The 14,266-nt window shown below is 40.8% G+C and carries 13 protein-coding genes; 6 read left to right on the top strand and 7 right to left on the bottom strand.

Going from position 1 to position 14,266, the window contains the following annotated elements:
* Positions 1 to 64: 64 nt before the first annotated feature.
* Entirely contained in the window at positions 65 to 1,084 is a 1,020-nt protein-coding gene (locus tag PR809_RS11955; RefSeq protein ID WP_210848677.1) for a glycosyltransferase family 2 protein, read from the top strand.
* On the opposite strand, the gene PR809_RS11960 is transcribed toward PR809_RS11955, so the two are convergent.
* Complete coding sequence (locus PR809_RS11960; RefSeq protein ID WP_272524529.1) at positions 1,071 to 2,360, bottom strand: O-antigen ligase family protein; 1,290 nt, start codon at positions 2,358 to 2,360, stop codon at positions 1,071 to 1,073. The genes PR809_RS11955 and PR809_RS11960 overlap by 14 nt on opposite strands.
* 107 nt (positions 2,361 to 2,467) lie before the next feature.
* Here PR809_RS11960 and mutM point away from each other — a divergent pair, with 107 nt between their 5' ends.
* A complete protein-coding gene (mutM, locus tag PR809_RS11965) occupies positions 2,468 to 3,277 on the top strand; it encodes a bifunctional DNA-formamidopyrimidine glycosylase/DNA-(apurinic or apyrimidinic site) lyase (protein WP_206276323.1) in 810 nt (269 codons plus the stop codon).
* Positions 3,278 to 3,287: 10 nt separating this feature from the next.
* On the opposite strand, the gene coaD is transcribed toward mutM, so the two are convergent.
* On the bottom strand, positions 3,288 to 3,773 hold the full coding sequence (gene coaD / locus PR809_RS11970; protein WP_166267218.1) for a pantetheine-phosphate adenylyltransferase: 486 nt from the start codon (positions 3,771 to 3,773) through the stop codon (positions 3,288 to 3,290).
* Positions 3,774 to 3,964: 191 nt separating this feature from the next.
* Here coaD and waaA point away from each other — a divergent pair, with 191 nt between their 5' ends.
* Entirely contained in the window at positions 3,965 to 5,245 is a 1,281-nt protein-coding gene (gene waaA / locus PR809_RS11975) for a lipid IV(A) 3-deoxy-D-manno-octulosonic acid transferase (protein WP_166267124.1), read from the top strand.
* A gap of 199 nt (positions 5,246 to 5,444) precedes the next feature.
* Entirely contained in the window at positions 5,445 to 6,905 is a 1,461-nt protein-coding gene (locus tag PR809_RS11980; RefSeq protein WP_206276324.1) for a glycosyltransferase family 39 protein, read from the top strand.
* A 35-nt stretch (positions 6,906 to 6,940) separates the two neighbouring features.
* On the opposite strand, the gene rfaC is transcribed toward PR809_RS11980, so the two are convergent.
* From rfaC to rfaD, 3 genes are read right to left on the bottom strand one after another with little or no spacing between them, the layout of a single operon-like run.
* Positions 6,941 to 7,906, bottom strand: a complete 966-nt coding sequence (gene rfaC / locus PR809_RS11985; RefSeq protein WP_206276325.1) for a lipopolysaccharide heptosyltransferase RfaC — start codon at positions 7,904 to 7,906, stop codon at positions 6,941 to 6,943.
* Entirely contained in the window at positions 7,906 to 8,952 is a 1,047-nt protein-coding gene (rfaF, locus tag PR809_RS11990; protein ID WP_206276326.1) for an ADP-heptose--LPS heptosyltransferase RfaF, read from the bottom strand. Before rfaF ends, rfaC begins: the two co-directional genes overlap by 1 nt.
* Positions 8,953 to 8,975: 23 nt before the next feature.
* Positions 8,976 to 9,914 carry an ADP-glyceromanno-heptose 6-epimerase gene (gene rfaD, locus PR809_RS11995; protein WP_166267118.1) on the bottom strand — a complete coding sequence of 313 codons (939 nt, stop codon included), beginning with the start codon at positions 9,912 to 9,914 and terminating at the stop codon, positions 8,976 to 8,978.
* 229 nt (positions 9,915 to 10,143) lie between these two features.
* Here rfaD and PR809_RS12000 point away from each other — a divergent pair, with 229 nt between their 5' ends.
* Both PR809_RS12000 and tdh read left to right on the top strand, forming a co-directional pair.
* Positions 10,144 to 11,340, top strand: coding sequence for a glycine C-acetyltransferase (locus tag PR809_RS12000; protein ID WP_206276327.1), 1,197 nt, complete (start codon positions 10,144 to 10,146; stop codon positions 11,338 to 11,340).
* Positions 11,341 to 11,350: 10 nt separating this feature from the next.
* On the top strand, positions 11,351 to 12,376 hold the full coding sequence (tdh, locus tag PR809_RS12005; protein ID WP_206276328.1) for an L-threonine 3-dehydrogenase: 1,026 nt from the start codon (positions 11,351 to 11,353) through the stop codon (positions 12,374 to 12,376).
* Positions 12,377 to 12,443: 67 nt separating this feature from the next.
* Here the strand turns inward: tdh and PR809_RS12010 are convergent, their stop codons facing one another.
* Together PR809_RS12010 and envC are read right to left on the bottom strand one after the other, a co-directional pair.
* The gene (locus tag PR809_RS12010; RefSeq protein ID WP_206276329.1) at positions 12,444 to 13,502 is read right to left on the bottom strand and encodes a divergent polysaccharide deacetylase family protein; all 1,059 of its coding nucleotides are present in this window, start codon (positions 13,500 to 13,502) and stop codon (positions 12,444 to 12,446) included.
* Between the two features lie 48 nt (positions 13,503 to 13,550).
* Positions 13,551 to 14,266, bottom strand: a 716-nt coding sequence (envC, locus tag PR809_RS12015; protein ID WP_272524530.1) for a murein hydrolase activator EnvC, incomplete at its 5' end; no start/stop codon positions are given.

Below are 14,266 nucleotides of genomic sequence, written 5' to 3' on the forward strand. Positions count from 1 at the left end.
ACGAAGCTTGCTATAAAGATAGTATTTTATATGGAAGTATAAGGGTATCTTACTGGTAAACATGATGAATAATCAACATATTCTTATTGATAACTATTGTTCTAGAGAAAAACCTCTCGTTTCTGTCATTGTACCTGTGTATAATTCCAGTGATTTCATTTTAGATACCATAAATTCCATCCTGGCTCCTGACGATTATCATATTGAGATTGTTGTTGTTGATGATGGTTCAACGGATAATACTCTAGATTTGCTTGATGAATACTGTAAATTTAATCAATTGATTAGAATCATATCAGTACCAAATGGAGGAGTTTCAAGAGCAAGAAACATTGGCATTGAAAATGCTCAAGGTGAATTCATTTGTTTTTTAGATAGTGATGATCAACTTGAAACGGAATTTTTTTCTATTCTAATAAATAACGCAAGAAAAAATAATGTAGATGTACAACTTTGTGGGTACTATAAACATTACAAGAATAGTATAGATAAGCAGCCGTCATTATATTGTGATGACCATTTGTTAGCTAAGTATTTATCTGGTGAAATTTCTTTTCATATTGGTTCAATGATAATTAAGAAAAAATTCATTGATTATCATAATATTCGGTTTAATGAAAAATTATTCTTTGCTGAAGATATATTATTTATATGTCAGTTATTAACATTGGCAAAATGTAAAATGAGCTTAGATTATTTATATCACCATAATTATCGTGAGGGTTCTTTAACGACTTCAGCATGGGGTGAAAAAGATTATCTTCATGATATATTTGCAATGGAAACGCTCAGTGAAATAATACAAAAAAGCTATGATGGAAAAGATAAAAAAGAAATTTTTAATTTGCTAAAAAATAATATTCTTGATAGGAAATTAAGATATATTTGGAAGCTATTTTTAAATAAAAAATATGATAAGCTTAAAGAGTTATATGAAAATAATTTTTTAAGCAAAGAAGACTGTGTTGAGTTAAATAATTTATCAGGTAAATATAAAAAAAGAGTGAGAATTTTTCAGTTAAATAATATCACTCTCTGGAAGATAATTAGGCTGCTAAACTTTAAAAAAGTTAGGTTGATGTAATGCGATTATTTTTTATCGCGATACAACTTATTATTAATATTAAAGCTAAGCTCCATGTTAAAGATACTTGCTTTGATATGATTAATGCATCACTAAAACCTAAAGTAATAAGACTAATAGCGACCCCTAATATAAAAGGGTTTTTATCACTTTTTATTCCATATAGGATAATAGCTAGATAAAATATTAGTGTTAGTATTACACCGCTAATCCAACCTTTGGTCGAGAGACTTTCCACAAGGTCATTATGCAAATGTGCATGAAAGTGTTTTGTCGCACCTTGTAAGCTTTTATCGATTTTAGCGAGTTCACTTATCTTATTATTTCGTTCTTCTGCTGATTGCCAAAAGAAATTATCATTTGAAGAGTAGATTCCAGCTTTTATCATAGATAATCGATCGCCAACAGAAGAAGACTTACCTTTCTCTATATATAACATTCCCTCTTTTGCTGCTAAGTTCATTCTAGAAGAGATAGAATCTGAGAAGAATAACCCACAGATTAATAAAACTAAAATTGGGATTAATAGATAAATTCTGTTTTTCTTTATTCTAGTATTTGTTTCTCTTGAGTGTAGAAAAAATATGAAGATTGAAATGAAAGGATAAACTAATATTGCAGCTCTGGTTTCAGTTAATAGAATAGATATATAAGTAAGTACTAATGATGTAAAATAAATAATGTGATTAAATTTTATCTTTGATTGTGGAAATACAGTTTGAAAATACAGTGATAAAAATATCATAGCATAAGCAGCTCCTGTTGCATTCGATGCATTCCCAAATGATAGTTCTACGCGAGGGGAGTTCAAGTAAATTGCTTGATATAGCGCATATAGAAAAACACTCAGTTGAGTAAATAATGCTGTGTAAAAATGAAGCTGGCTTAATTTAATTGTTCCCTTTATTTTATCTATACATAATAAAATAAAACTACAAAAAATAGCAATTTTACCCATTTGAAAATATCCATAATAAACATTTTTATATAATGAGTCGCTGGTTTTATATAGTTCAACCCAAGCTAAATGGGACAGCCCAATGAGAAATAATGGAAGAGCGATTACTAGTGATTTATTATTTTTAAAATAATTTTTTGGAGATGCCAAAACAGTTACTATTGCAATGAAACCTGTTAAATTAAATATTTTGCTAGTTATATTAGGCTTAAATGGGACTAATATCAGGGATATGATACAAAGCAAAAGTATTGTTGCTGGGACATATCCATTTAGTACTTGCGGTAGGCCATTGCTCTTAAAAAATTGTTTAGTCATCAAAATATTTACTCTGTATTTATAATATAAGTAAGGCTACTGTATTAGGATAACCTATGTGATATAAACAGAGAAGTAAGATTTTTTGGTAAGAATTAGGAGTATAGATGCCAGAACTACCAGAAGTTGAAACCAGCCGCCGTGGAATAGAGCCACATTTAGTCGGAAATACAATATCTTACGCAGTTGTACGCAATAGTCGATTACGTTGGCCGGTTAGTGAACAGATTAAAAGTTTATCAGACGAAATAGTTCTGAGTGTGCAACGTCGCGCTAAGTATTTGCTGATTGAATTGCAAAAAGGTTGGGTTATTGTTCATCTGGGCATGTCTGGTAGTGTGCGTATTTTGACCGAAGAATTACCGGAGGAAAAACATGACCACGTGGATTTAGTCATGCGAGATGGCAAAGTGCTACGCTATACAGACCCTCGTCGGTTTGGCGCTTGGCTCTGGTGTGATGATTTAGAAAATAGTTCTGTGCTTGCACACTTAGGCCCTGAGCCATTATCAGACGCATTTAACCCGCAGTATCTTTATGAATTAGCGCAAAAGAAAAAAGTGGCTGTTAAGCCGTGGTTAATGGATAACAAAGTGGTTGTTGGTGTAGGTAATATTTATGCCAATGAAGCATTATTTGCGACGAAAATATCACCTGAAAAAATCACTAATACATTAACATTGGTTGAAATTACCGAGCTCGTGCAACAGATCAAAAAGGTGTTACAACGCTCCATTGAGCAAGGCGGCACGACACTAAAAGATTTTTTACAGTCGGATGGTAAGCCGGGTTACTTTGCCCAAGAGTTGTTTGTCTATGGGAAAAAGGGGGAACCCTGTCCAATGTGTGGTACGCCAATAGAAAGCATTAAACAGGGGCAACGTAGCACCTTCTTTTGCCCACAGTGTCAAAAATAGTGCGCTTTTACTATTTTTTATTGAGTTTCTTTAGCATTGCCTCAGCAACCACTGGGGGTAGGAAAGATGAAATATCACCATCGTGAAGTGCAACATCTTTGATCAAAGAAGAAGAAACAAAGGATAAACTTTGCGATGGTAATAAAAATACGGTTTCCAAGTCAGGAACAAAATGGCGGTTCATATTCGCTAATTGCCACTCATACTCGAAATCAGCTACAGAACGAACCCCTCGAATAAGAATATTGGCACCATTTTTTTGCGCAAAACTAGCCATCAATTCAGAAAACCCAACAACTTCAACATTATCAAGGTGAGAAGTGACTTCTTTAGCTAGGGCAACGCGCTCATCAAGGGAAAACATCGGGTTTTTTCGTTGACTATTCGCAATAGCCAGCAAAACATGGTCAAACATTGCTGCTGCTCGGGTAACAATATCAACATGTCCTGATGTCACAGGGTCAAACGTACCAGGGTAAATAGCCTTATGTTTCATGGCGATAGTATCTCGTTGTTTGTATTTTCTATTCGAAAAAACAGCATGAATAAGCGCTAACATTATCGGCTATCTAGCATGGTTGCAACTGTAGATGAGATTTTACCGCTATTTTTAGGTGCATATTCTGCACACTTTTATTTGCGCTTTATGGTAAGATAGCGCCAATTTTGGTAAGTGAATCAGATCGAATGTTATTGCTGCGTCTATATCAGGTACTTCTTTATCTTATCCAACCATTTATATGGGTTCGCCTATTGCTGCGCAGCCGTAAAGCGCCTGCGTATCGTAAACGTTGGGGCGAACGTTATGGCTTTTGTGCAGGAAAAGTAAAACCTCAAGGCATTTTATTACATTCAGTTTCTGTCGGGGAAACCCTCGCAGCCGTTCCATTAGTCCGTGCACTTCGCCATCACTATCCGTCTTTGCCAATTACAGTGACCACGATGACGCCAACTGGCTCAGAACGTGTTCTTTCTGCGTTTGGTGATGATGTCGACCACGTCTATTTACCTTATGACCTCCCTGGTTCAATGCGCCGTTTCCTGAAACAAGTCGACCCAAAACTTGTGATCATTATGGAAACTGAGTTATGGCCAAACATGATTAATCAATTGCATAAACGTAAAATTCCATTGGTTATTGCAAATGCGAGACTTTCTGAGCGCTCTGCTGCGGGGTATCAAAAGCTCGGTAGCTTTGTGAAACGTATGCTACGTAATGTCACGATGGTTGCAGCACAACATCAGGAAGATGGTGAACGCTTCGTTCAATTAGGGTTACGGCGGATGCAATTGAGTGTAACGGGGAGCTTGAAGTTTGATATCTCAGTGACGCCTGAATTAGCTGTAAGGGCAATAACTTTGCGCCGCCAATGGGCAGCACATCGCCCTGTCTGGATAGCGACCAGTACTCATGAGGGTGAAGAAGCCATTGTATTAGAAACCCATCAAAAATTGCTATCCCGTTTTCCTGATTTGCTTTTAATTTTAGTTCCTCGCCATCCAGAACGTTTTGCAAAAGCAGAAGAGTTGACCCAAAAAGCTGGCTTAACGTTTATTCGTCGTAGCGCTAATACAATCCCTACAGCAGATATCCAAGTGGTGATCGGTGATACGATGGGTGAATTGATGCTGTTATATGGAATTGCGGATATTGCCTTTGTTGGGGGAAGCTTGGTCGAAACTGGGGGGCATAACCCACTCGAAGCAGCAGCCCATGCGCTCCCCGTGTTAATGGGGCCTCACACATTCAATTTTAAAGATATTTGCGGAAAACTGACTCAAGCCGATGGATTGATTACGGTAACAGACAGTGAATCGATGGCTCAAGCCGTGACGAGTTTGCTTTCTGATGAAGATTACCGCTTATATTATGGACGTCATGCCGCCGAAGTTCTTCATGAGAACCAAGGTGCCCTTCAAAGATTATTAAAATTATTGCAACCCTATTTGCCTCCGCGAGAGCAATAATGCCAAGTAATGTCTTTTTTTGAATATTAACTTGAACATTACAACAATAGATTGTGAATATTTTCTGGCACATCCTAGTATTGCATTTAAACTATAGTAGACTTCCCTGCTTATTATAGAGTCATTCGATTTGGTTTATTACTATTAGGGTAGTATCCAAATGGAATGTTGGAACTTTTGTTTATTTTTCTAAGACTATATGCCAGCCACTAATCAATCAATTTCAAATAAATATGTTTATGTATGGGTCATAAGCTATGCCATAGCTTGGATCTTAGCGAGTTTTTATTTCGACCCAACCGTACCTTATGACACAGTAGAAGCGGTAAATTGGGGGATGAACGGGGAGTGGGGATCACCTAAAAACCCATGGTTTGTTGGCGTCATGATGTGGCCTGCAATTTACCTTGATATTTCCTATAGTTTTTATTGGTATTTTAGCCACTTTGTGGGTATTGCATTCGGTTTACTTGGCGTGTGGAAGCTGGCTTTTCGTTTAACTGGGCGCCGCGACCTCGCTTGGTTTGCAATGCTAATGTTGAATTTATCAGGTGTCATTAATTTCGATATCATTCCTTATAATGATAACTATATTTTAGTGACATTATGGCCTTGGGTTATTTATTTCTTTTTACGTGCCGTTGATGATAATCCTGCATGGTGGTTACCGTTTGCATTATTTGCTGGCCTTGCAACAATGGGGAAATACTCAACTTTGGCGCTAGTTGGGTCTGTTTTCTTGTTAACTATATTTGTGAAACACGTTCGCCAAAGTTATCGCCACCCTGTTTTTTACCTTGCGATTGCGTTGTGGTTTGCTTTGGTATTACCAAATTTCTTTTGGTTGATGGCAACGGACTTTTCGGCTTTCAAATGGGTAGATTCACAAATCGACCCTGGGTTTAATCTTCATACCACACAAGCGGCGCTGAGCGTGTTTTATCCGTTAGTGATTGCAGCGATTATCATTTATTGCAGCGGTGGAAAGTTAGGGTGGCCGAAAGCGGCAGCGAATCGTATGGCTAACTTTATTCTTCTTTTTCCTCTGATTGTGATCTACGGTTGGTTCTCTTTTCACGATGGCGGCCGAATAACTGAATGGCTGCAGCCATTTATGGCGATTAGTGCACCGTTATTTGTCGGCTCTATAACAGTGATGCCTAAACAGCCATTGAAAAAATCGCTAATTGGTTTGGCTATCTTTGGTGGCGTGGTTATTGCGGGGTACCTTATTGTTCAAGCAGCTAATATTCGCGGAGCAGGGCAAAAATTTATTGGCGTGAAAACCTTGATAGCAGACGGTGAGCAGCGCTGGTATCAGCGCTATGGTATGCCAGTTAAATATGTTGGCGGGGAAGATAACCAATATCAATGGTTTATTATTTATGGCAAGGATAGGCCACATGTCATTCAGCCTTGGTCGATGGAAAAGCATATGCCACCGAATATCTATAACCGTGAGATTACGGAAGCTGAAATTCGCCAACATGGGGCGTTATTGCTGGGTAAGAAATATGATGATTGCGCCCATGAAAACTTCGCTAAGGTACGTAAGTTCTGGCCACAATTTACGATAGAAAAAGAAGATGTGGTTTATCGTTCTGAACCGGATGCCGCACCTGAAACCATGTGCTTTGGGTTTATTGCACCAGAGAAGTAAAACGTAAGAGAGCGGCTATTAGCCGCTTCCTTGCATTATAGAATTGTGCAGGTCAACTGCTGATAAACATCATCAGCGCTGATGCTTTCCATCGAATTATCAACTGACTTAATTTCATGCTGCCCTTGCCCATATCCCCCAATCAAGCCGGGGTCAGTGGGGCCAAACAGGGTAAAATTAGGTTTATCAAGTGCCGCGGTTAAATGGCTAAGCCCAGTATCGACAGAAACGACAGCTTTAGCATTAGCAATTTGCTGTGCAACTTCGGCTAAAGTGAGCTTGGGTAAAACTTCTACAAAATCAAAGTCTTTTGCTAATCGTTCTGCACGTTGCTGCTCATGAGGTGCACCCCAGGGCAACTTGATTTTGATACCACTCCCAGCCATTAGCCCGATGAGTTCTCGCCAATTTTTTTCAGGCCAGTGTTTATCATCACGGGTGGTTGAATGCAGAAAAATGACATAAGGGCTTTGAGGCTCTTCTTGTGACTGCAAAAAGTGTTGAGCAATCGCATAATCCCCTTGCTGCGTTGGGCAGGTATAACCAAGGCTTTTGGCAAATAATTGGCGAATACGTTCAACGGCATGTTGTTGCTTGCTGATTGCGTAACGGTGGTCATAAAAGAAGCTGGCTAATGGTTCGCGGATGCTATGGCGGTCATAGCCATGTTTATCACCATGAGCCAAGCGGGTGACAAGAAAAGCGCTCTTTAATAATCCTTGCGCGTCAATAATCGCGTCATAATGTGTTGCTTGTAATTTCTTGCGAAATTCCGCACGTTCGGCCCTGATCGGTGCAGAAAACCAATTTTTTCGCCAGCGGCGAATGGCCACAGGGATCACTTGGTTAACGGCACTGTGCCATGTTGGGATTTGCGCGAAGCCTTCTTCAACGACCCAATCGAATTGGATATTGGGTATGGCTTGTTGTGCGTCGGTCAGTGCAGGTAATGAGTGTAAAACATCCCCCATTGAAGATGTTTTGACTAATAATACTCTCATCATTGAATACCTATATTTAACCGAGCTAACGCATCGATAACTAATTGAGGTTGGATATCAATCAAACTTTGGTGATAACCACTTTCACCATCACCTTTACGCACTTTGTGATACCCCGTAATTAGGCGGATCACTTCTGCTTTATCTGATAATGGCGGGGTGAAATCAGGGCTACTTGGGCCATATAAAGCGACAAGCGGTTTACCGAGTGCAGCTGCAACATGCATCAAACCCGAATCATTACTGACAACGCTATGGCAGGCATCGATTAGATTAACAGCTTGTTCTAACGATGTTTTCCCTGAAAAATTATGGCAATGCAATCTAGCATCATCGGTCAGCTCTAAACGAATAGCTTCACCAGCTTCGTGGTCTTTTTGCGAACCAAATAGCAGCACCTGATAGCCTTTTTGGCTAATCAGTGTTTGAGCAAGAGAAGCGTAGTGGTAGTGAGGCCAGCGTTTGGCAGGCCCGAACTCTGCCCCTGGGCAAAAACCAATAATAGGGCGAGAGCCATCAACCCCAAAGGTTTGCAGAGTTTCAGTGACTTCTTGCGGTTCAGTGACTAGTTTAGGTGGTAAAATGGGTGTCGGAATATCGGAAGCTGATTGAATAGTTTGCTTATCATAAGCAAGAGCAACATATCGTTGTACCATTAAAGGAAACGCTTCTTTATTCAATGGGCGAATATCATTGAGTAGACCATAGCGCATCTCTCCACGCCACCCCGTTCTTTTGGGGATTTTTGCGAAGAAAGGCACAAGTGCAGACTTTAAGGAGTTTGGTAATACAATAGCTTGATCATAGCCATTTGCCTGCAAACTTTTACCTAATCGACGACGTTCACCAATTTCCAAAGCACCATGCCCAAGCGGCATAGGAATAGCTTCGTTAACTTCAGGCATTTTGGCGAGTAAAGGACGGCACCATTGTGGCGCCATCACATCAATCTGTGCATGGGGATGTAAAGCCTTGATCGTGCGATAAAGGCTTTGTGACATCATCATATCCCCTACCCATGAAGGGCCGATCACCAATATTTTCATAAATGATTTTTCAGAAATAAGCGTTACGCGTCTTTATTGAGCAAGTGCATATATTCGGTGACACCTTCAGCAACCGTTTTAAATGGCGCAGTGTAGCCAGCGGCACGTAATTTGGTCAGGTCAGCTTGTGTGAAGCTTTGGTAGCGACCTTTTAATTTCTCAGGGAATTCAATGTATTCGATGGCCACATTTTTGTCTTTGTGGAATTCAGTGACTGCATCAGCAACAGCTTGGAAAGATTCTGCACGTCCTGTACCACAGTTAAAAATACCTGAAACATTATTTTCCCAGAACCATAAATTTACCGCAGCCACATCGCCTACATAAATAAAATCACGGCGGAAAGTATCGCTACCTTCGAACAGTTTTGGGTTCTGCCCTTCATTAATTTGTTTATTTAAGTGATACGCAACGCTTGCCATGCTGCCTTTATGGTCTTCATTTGGTCCATAGACGTTGAAATAGCGGAAACCACAGACTTGTGAATCGGCTTCTGGCAGAATTTCACGTACATATTGGTCAAATTGGAATTTTGAATAACCATAAACATTTAATGGTTTTTCGAATTGACGTTCTTCAATAAAGTTATCGCTACGACCGCCATAAGTTGCTGCAGAAGAGGCGTATAAGAATGGAATTTCGCGCTCTAAGCAATAATGTAATAACTCTTTAGAAAACTGGTAGTTATTGTCCATCATATACTTGCCATCCCACTCTGTGGTTGATGAACAAGCACCTTCGTGGAATACCGCGTCAATTTCACCGAAATCATCACCCGCGATGATACTAACAATGAAATCTTCTTTATCTGCGTAATCCGCAATATCAAGGTCAACAAGGTTGGCAAATTTAGTGCCATCTTTCAGGTTATCGACCACTAGGATATCTGTGCGGCCGATTGCATTTAGGGCTTTAATAATATTGCTGCCAATAAAACCAGCTCCACCAGTGACTATGATCATTGGGTATACCTCAAATGGGTTAAGAAAATAGGATCGTCATTGGTGACTATAATAACATCTCTTGGCGCAGACGGTAGCATTGATAGAAGAGAATTGAACTGGCGCTAAAATGAGAACAAGGTAAATATCGTGATCTTGGCTACAAACTTGACTTATTTATGCTGTGAATATCGCCACACATAGAGACTATTATTAAACTCTATTAATAGAAACTATTCAGGAAGAAATCATGTCAGAAAGATTTTATCAGCAGATTCAAGAGCAGTTAGTACAAATTGAAGCCGATGGATTATTTAAAAACGAGCGTATTATTACGACTTCACAAGATGCTGACATTGAAATTGTAGGTGGCCAGCGAGTTATTAATTTCTGTGCTAATAATTATCTTGGTCTTGCAAACCACCCCGCGCTCATCGAAGCGGCTAAACAAGGAATGGATAGCCATGGTTTTGGTATGGCATCGGTTCGCTTTATTTGTGGAACGCAAGATAACCACAAAGTTTTAGAGCGCAAACTGGCGGATTTTCTGGGCATGGAAGATGCCATTCTCTATTCGTCCTGTTTTGATGCAAATGGCGGTCTGTTTGAAACCTTATTAGGAGCAGAAGATGCCATTATTTCAGATGCATTAAATCATGCATCAATTATTGATGGGGTTCGCTTAAGCAAGGCAAAACGCTACCGTTACAGCAATAATAATATAGTGGAATTAAAAGCGCGCTTAGAAGAAGCCAAAGCCGCAGGGGCTCGCCATATTTTAATTGCAACAGATGGTGTGTTCTCGATGGATGGTGTGATCGCGGATTTGAAATCCATTTGTGACCTTGCGGACGAATACCAAGCTTTGGTGATGGTGGATGATTCACATGCTGTTGGTTTTGTTGGGGAAAATGGTCGTGGTAGCCATGAGTACTGCGATGTGATGGGCCGTATCGATATTATCACGGGGACATTGGGTAAAGCCTTGGGTGGTGCATCCGGTGGTTATACGGCAGCGAAAAAAGAGGTGGTTGAATGGCTGCGTCAGCGTTCTCGTCCTTATTTGTTTTCGAACTCACTCGCTCCTGCGATTGTTGCCGCATCTATCAAAGTGATTGATATGATGAAAGAAGGCCATTCATTACGTGAAAAATTATGGCGTAATGCCGTGTTATTTAGAGAAAAAATGACAGCGGCAGGTTTCACCCTCGCAGGTGCTGACCATGCCATCATCCCTGTGATGTTAGGTGACGCCAAGCTTGCCCAAATTTTTGCAAAAGAGCTACTTGATGAAGGTATCTATGTCACGGGCTTTTTCTACCCTGTTGTTCCGCAAGGTCAGGCACGTATTCGTACTCAGATGTCCGCAGCACATAGTGAGGAGGATATTTTACACGCTGTTGAAGCATTCACCCGCATTGGTAGAAAACTAAAAATAATCAAATAAAAGGTCTTTTATGAAAGCACTGTCCAAACTGAAAGCTGAACCAGGTATATGGATGACAGATGTTCCGAAACCGGAACTCGGGCACAATGATGTGATGATTAAAATTCGTAAAACTGCGATTTGCGGTACGGATGTACATATCTATAACTGGGATGAATGGTCGCAGAAAACCATACCTGTCCCAATGGTTGTCGGTCATGAATATATAGGGGAAATCGTTGCGATTGGGCAGGAAGTCAAAGGCTTTAAAATTGGTGACCGAGTGTCAGGGGAAGGGCATATTACTTGCGGCCACTGCAGAAACTGCCGTGGTGGCCGTACCCATCTTTGCCGCAATACGATTGGGGTGGGCGTTAACCGAGAAGGGTGTTTTGCAGAATACCTAGTGATCCCCGCATTCAATGCTTTTAAAATTCCCGACAATATCCCTGATGAAATCGCGGCTATTTTTGACCCATTTGGTAACGCAGTTCATACGGCACTTTCCTTTGATTTAGTGGGGGAAGATGTGCTGGTTTCAGGGGCTGGCCCTATTGGTATCATGGCAGCCGCGGTGTGCCGACATGTAGGTGCACGCCATGTTGTTATCACTGATGTGAATGACTATCGGCTTGAATTGGCGAAAAAAATGGGTGTTTCTCGTGCAGTGAATGTCAGTCGTGAAAATTTAAAAGATGTGATGAACGAACTGGGAATGAAAGAGGGTTTTGACGTAGCATTAGAAGTTTCTGGTGCCCCGGCAGCTTTCCAAACCATGTTAGACACCATGAACCACGGTGGCAGAATTGCCTTATTAGGTATTCCCCCATCCTCGATGGCAACAGATTGGAGCCAAGTGATCTTCAAAGGGCTATTTATTAAGGGGATCTACGGCCGAGAAATGTTCGAAACATGGTATAAAATGGTGACACTCATTCAATCTGGTTTGGATTTATCACCGATAATTACCCATCAATTCTCGATTGATGAGTTCCAAAAAGGCTTTGATATCATGCGTTCAGGCCAATCTGGTAAAGTGATTTTAAACTGGGATTAAATTGATTATCTCAATTCCCCTTTTTGGCTTTTTTGAACCAAGAAGGGGAATCGAAAATGAGCTACTGCTATTGTTTGAAAAGCGGGCGCTTTTGGGCTTTATCGCCCTGCACCAACAAAGGTTGTAAAGCCTTATCGTTATAAATCCCCTCGACAACAAACATAATAAAATCAATTCCCTGTAGCTTCGAAGAGGGTAATGTAAACTCACAGATACCGAGCTCTTGCGGAATAATCATATTTTCTGGTTGGCTGGCTGTTTCCGGTTGCTCAACTGCTGCATCTTCGGTTAGAGGGGTTTTGATCTCATCTTGTATTGCTTGCTCAGTTTTAGGCTGCGCTGAGGTTTTTTTCGCTTCTTCAGATAACATTCTTAATGATGTTGGCTGTTTCGTTGTAGGTTGAGGGCTCAGCAGGGCACTAACACCCACTAATTCAACATCAGCAGGAAGTTGGGCAAGGTATTTTTGTAACGCACGAACGGTAGATGGATGTGGGTGGCCGATTGCAACTGCACTGCCGTGTTTACGTGCATAGGCAACGGCTTTATTCAATTGAGTTCGCGTTTCTTCTTCCGATTGGTGGTTATCAATAAAAATATGGCGACGTAACGTGGGAACACCGTATTCTTTAGCGGCATTACCTGCTTGGGTATTCCCAATGGTCACACTATCAAGGAAAAATAAGTTTGACTTTGACAGGCTCTGCATCACATTACGCATTCCTGCTAAGTTAGATGTCATCTCACTTCCCATGTGGTTATTCATCCCTTTTGCATAGGGAACTCGGTTTATCGCATTTTTAATAATGCGGTCAATTTCCTCTGTATTCATTGAGGGGGCTAATGTGTCTTTCTCTAATGGCTGTTTGCTCAATGGTTTCATTGGCATATGGATGAGAATATCACGGCCTTGCTGATGGGCTTTTTCTGCGACTTCACGGCCATGAGGAGAGCTCGGTAAAATTGCAATAGTCACCGCGGGGGATAAGGCTAAAATTTGGTTATCTTCTTTAACGCGATAACCAAAATCATCAATCACAATCGCTAGCTTTGCCGCACTCACCGGTAGACACATCATTAATAATGAGAAAACAATGAGTGGTCGAACGGGTAAGTGCTTCAGCATAACGTTATCCTAATTAATTGAATTTAAAATTTATCGCCCTAACTATATTTATCGGCCTAACCATGGACGTGGGTTTACGGTTTTACCTTGTCTGCGGATTTCAAAATAGAGTGCTGGGCGTTCTTGGCCGCCACTGCTCCCCACTAAGGCGATTGGTTGCCCTGCTCTAACCTCTTGGCCGACATTCACTAAGGCGCTCTGGTTATAGCCATAGAGACTCATATCCCCTTTACCGTGTTCAACGACGACAACTAGCCCATAGCCTTGTAACCAGTCGGCCAGTAGTACGCGCCCATCAGCGATAGCTTTGACTTGGGTTCCTTCGTTAGCGGCGATAACCATGCCTTTCCAACGTAATTCACTGGAAATGACATCGCCATAGTTATGGAGCAATGAGCCGCGAACAGGCCAAATAGCTTGCCCTGCAGGGCGCCCTAAACCACCAGTACGAGACATCAGTGAGCGTTCACTCTCTGACGGCTTATAGGTTGAACCTTTCTGTTTGGCTTGCCGTTCTTTTTCTGCCACTTGGACACGAATGCGGGCCGCTTCTTTAGCTTCTCGTTCTGCTCTGGCTTTGGCCTCACGTTCGGCTTTGGCAATTTTATCGCGTAATCTTGCTTCGTTCTGTTTTAGGACAGCAAGATTTTTTTGGTCTTCTTTTAATGTACTTTCAAGGACATTCAAGGTTTTTTGCCGCGAAGTGCGTGCGTTATCCAACTTACGCTTTTCTTGTTGTTGGCGAGCCAGCGTCGTTTTTTGTT

This window comes from Providencia sp. PROV201, from assembly GCF_028479545.1.
GTDB lineage: Bacteria > Pseudomonadota > Gammaproteobacteria > Enterobacterales > Enterobacteriaceae > Providencia > Providencia huaxiensis.

Coding starts and splice junctions, on each gene's coding strand:
- tdh (WP_206276328.1), top strand. CDS start 11,351: ATGAAAGCACTGTCCAAACTGAAAGCTGAACCAGGTATATGGATGACA.
- PR809_RS11955 (WP_210848677.1), top strand. CDS start 65: ATGAATAATCAACATATTCTTATTGATAACTATTGTTCTAGAGAAAAA.
- mutM (WP_206276323.1), top strand. CDS start 2,468: ATGCCAGAACTACCAGAAGTTGAAACCAGCCGCCGTGGAATAGAGCCA.
- rfaF (WP_206276326.1), bottom strand. CDS start 8,952: ATGAAAATATTGGTGATCGGCCCTTCATGGGTAGGGGATATGATGATG.
- PR809_RS12010 (WP_206276329.1), bottom strand. CDS start 13,502: ATGCTGAAGCACTTACCCGTTCGACCACTCATTGTTTTCTCATTATTA.
- rfaC (WP_206276325.1), bottom strand. CDS start 7,906: ATGAGAGTATTATTAGTCAAAACATCTTCAATGGGGGATGTTTTACAC.
- rfaD (WP_166267118.1), bottom strand. CDS start 9,914: ATGATCATAGTCACTGGTGGAGCTGGTTTTATTGGCAGCAATATTATT.
- coaD (WP_166267218.1), bottom strand. CDS start 3,773: ATGAAACATAAGGCTATTTACCCTGGTACGTTTGACCCTGTGACATCA.
- PR809_RS11980 (WP_206276324.1), top strand. CDS start 5,445: ATGCCAGCCACTAATCAATCAATTTCAAATAAATATGTTTATGTATGG.
- waaA (WP_166267124.1), top strand. CDS start 3,965: ATGTTATTGCTGCGTCTATATCAGGTACTTCTTTATCTTATCCAACCA.
- PR809_RS12000 (WP_206276327.1), top strand. CDS start 10,144: ATGTCAGAAAGATTTTATCAGCAGATTCAAGAGCAGTTAGTACAAATT.
- PR809_RS11960 (WP_272524529.1), bottom strand. CDS start 2,360: ATGACTAAACAATTTTTTAAGAGCAATGGCCTACCGCAAGTACTAAAT.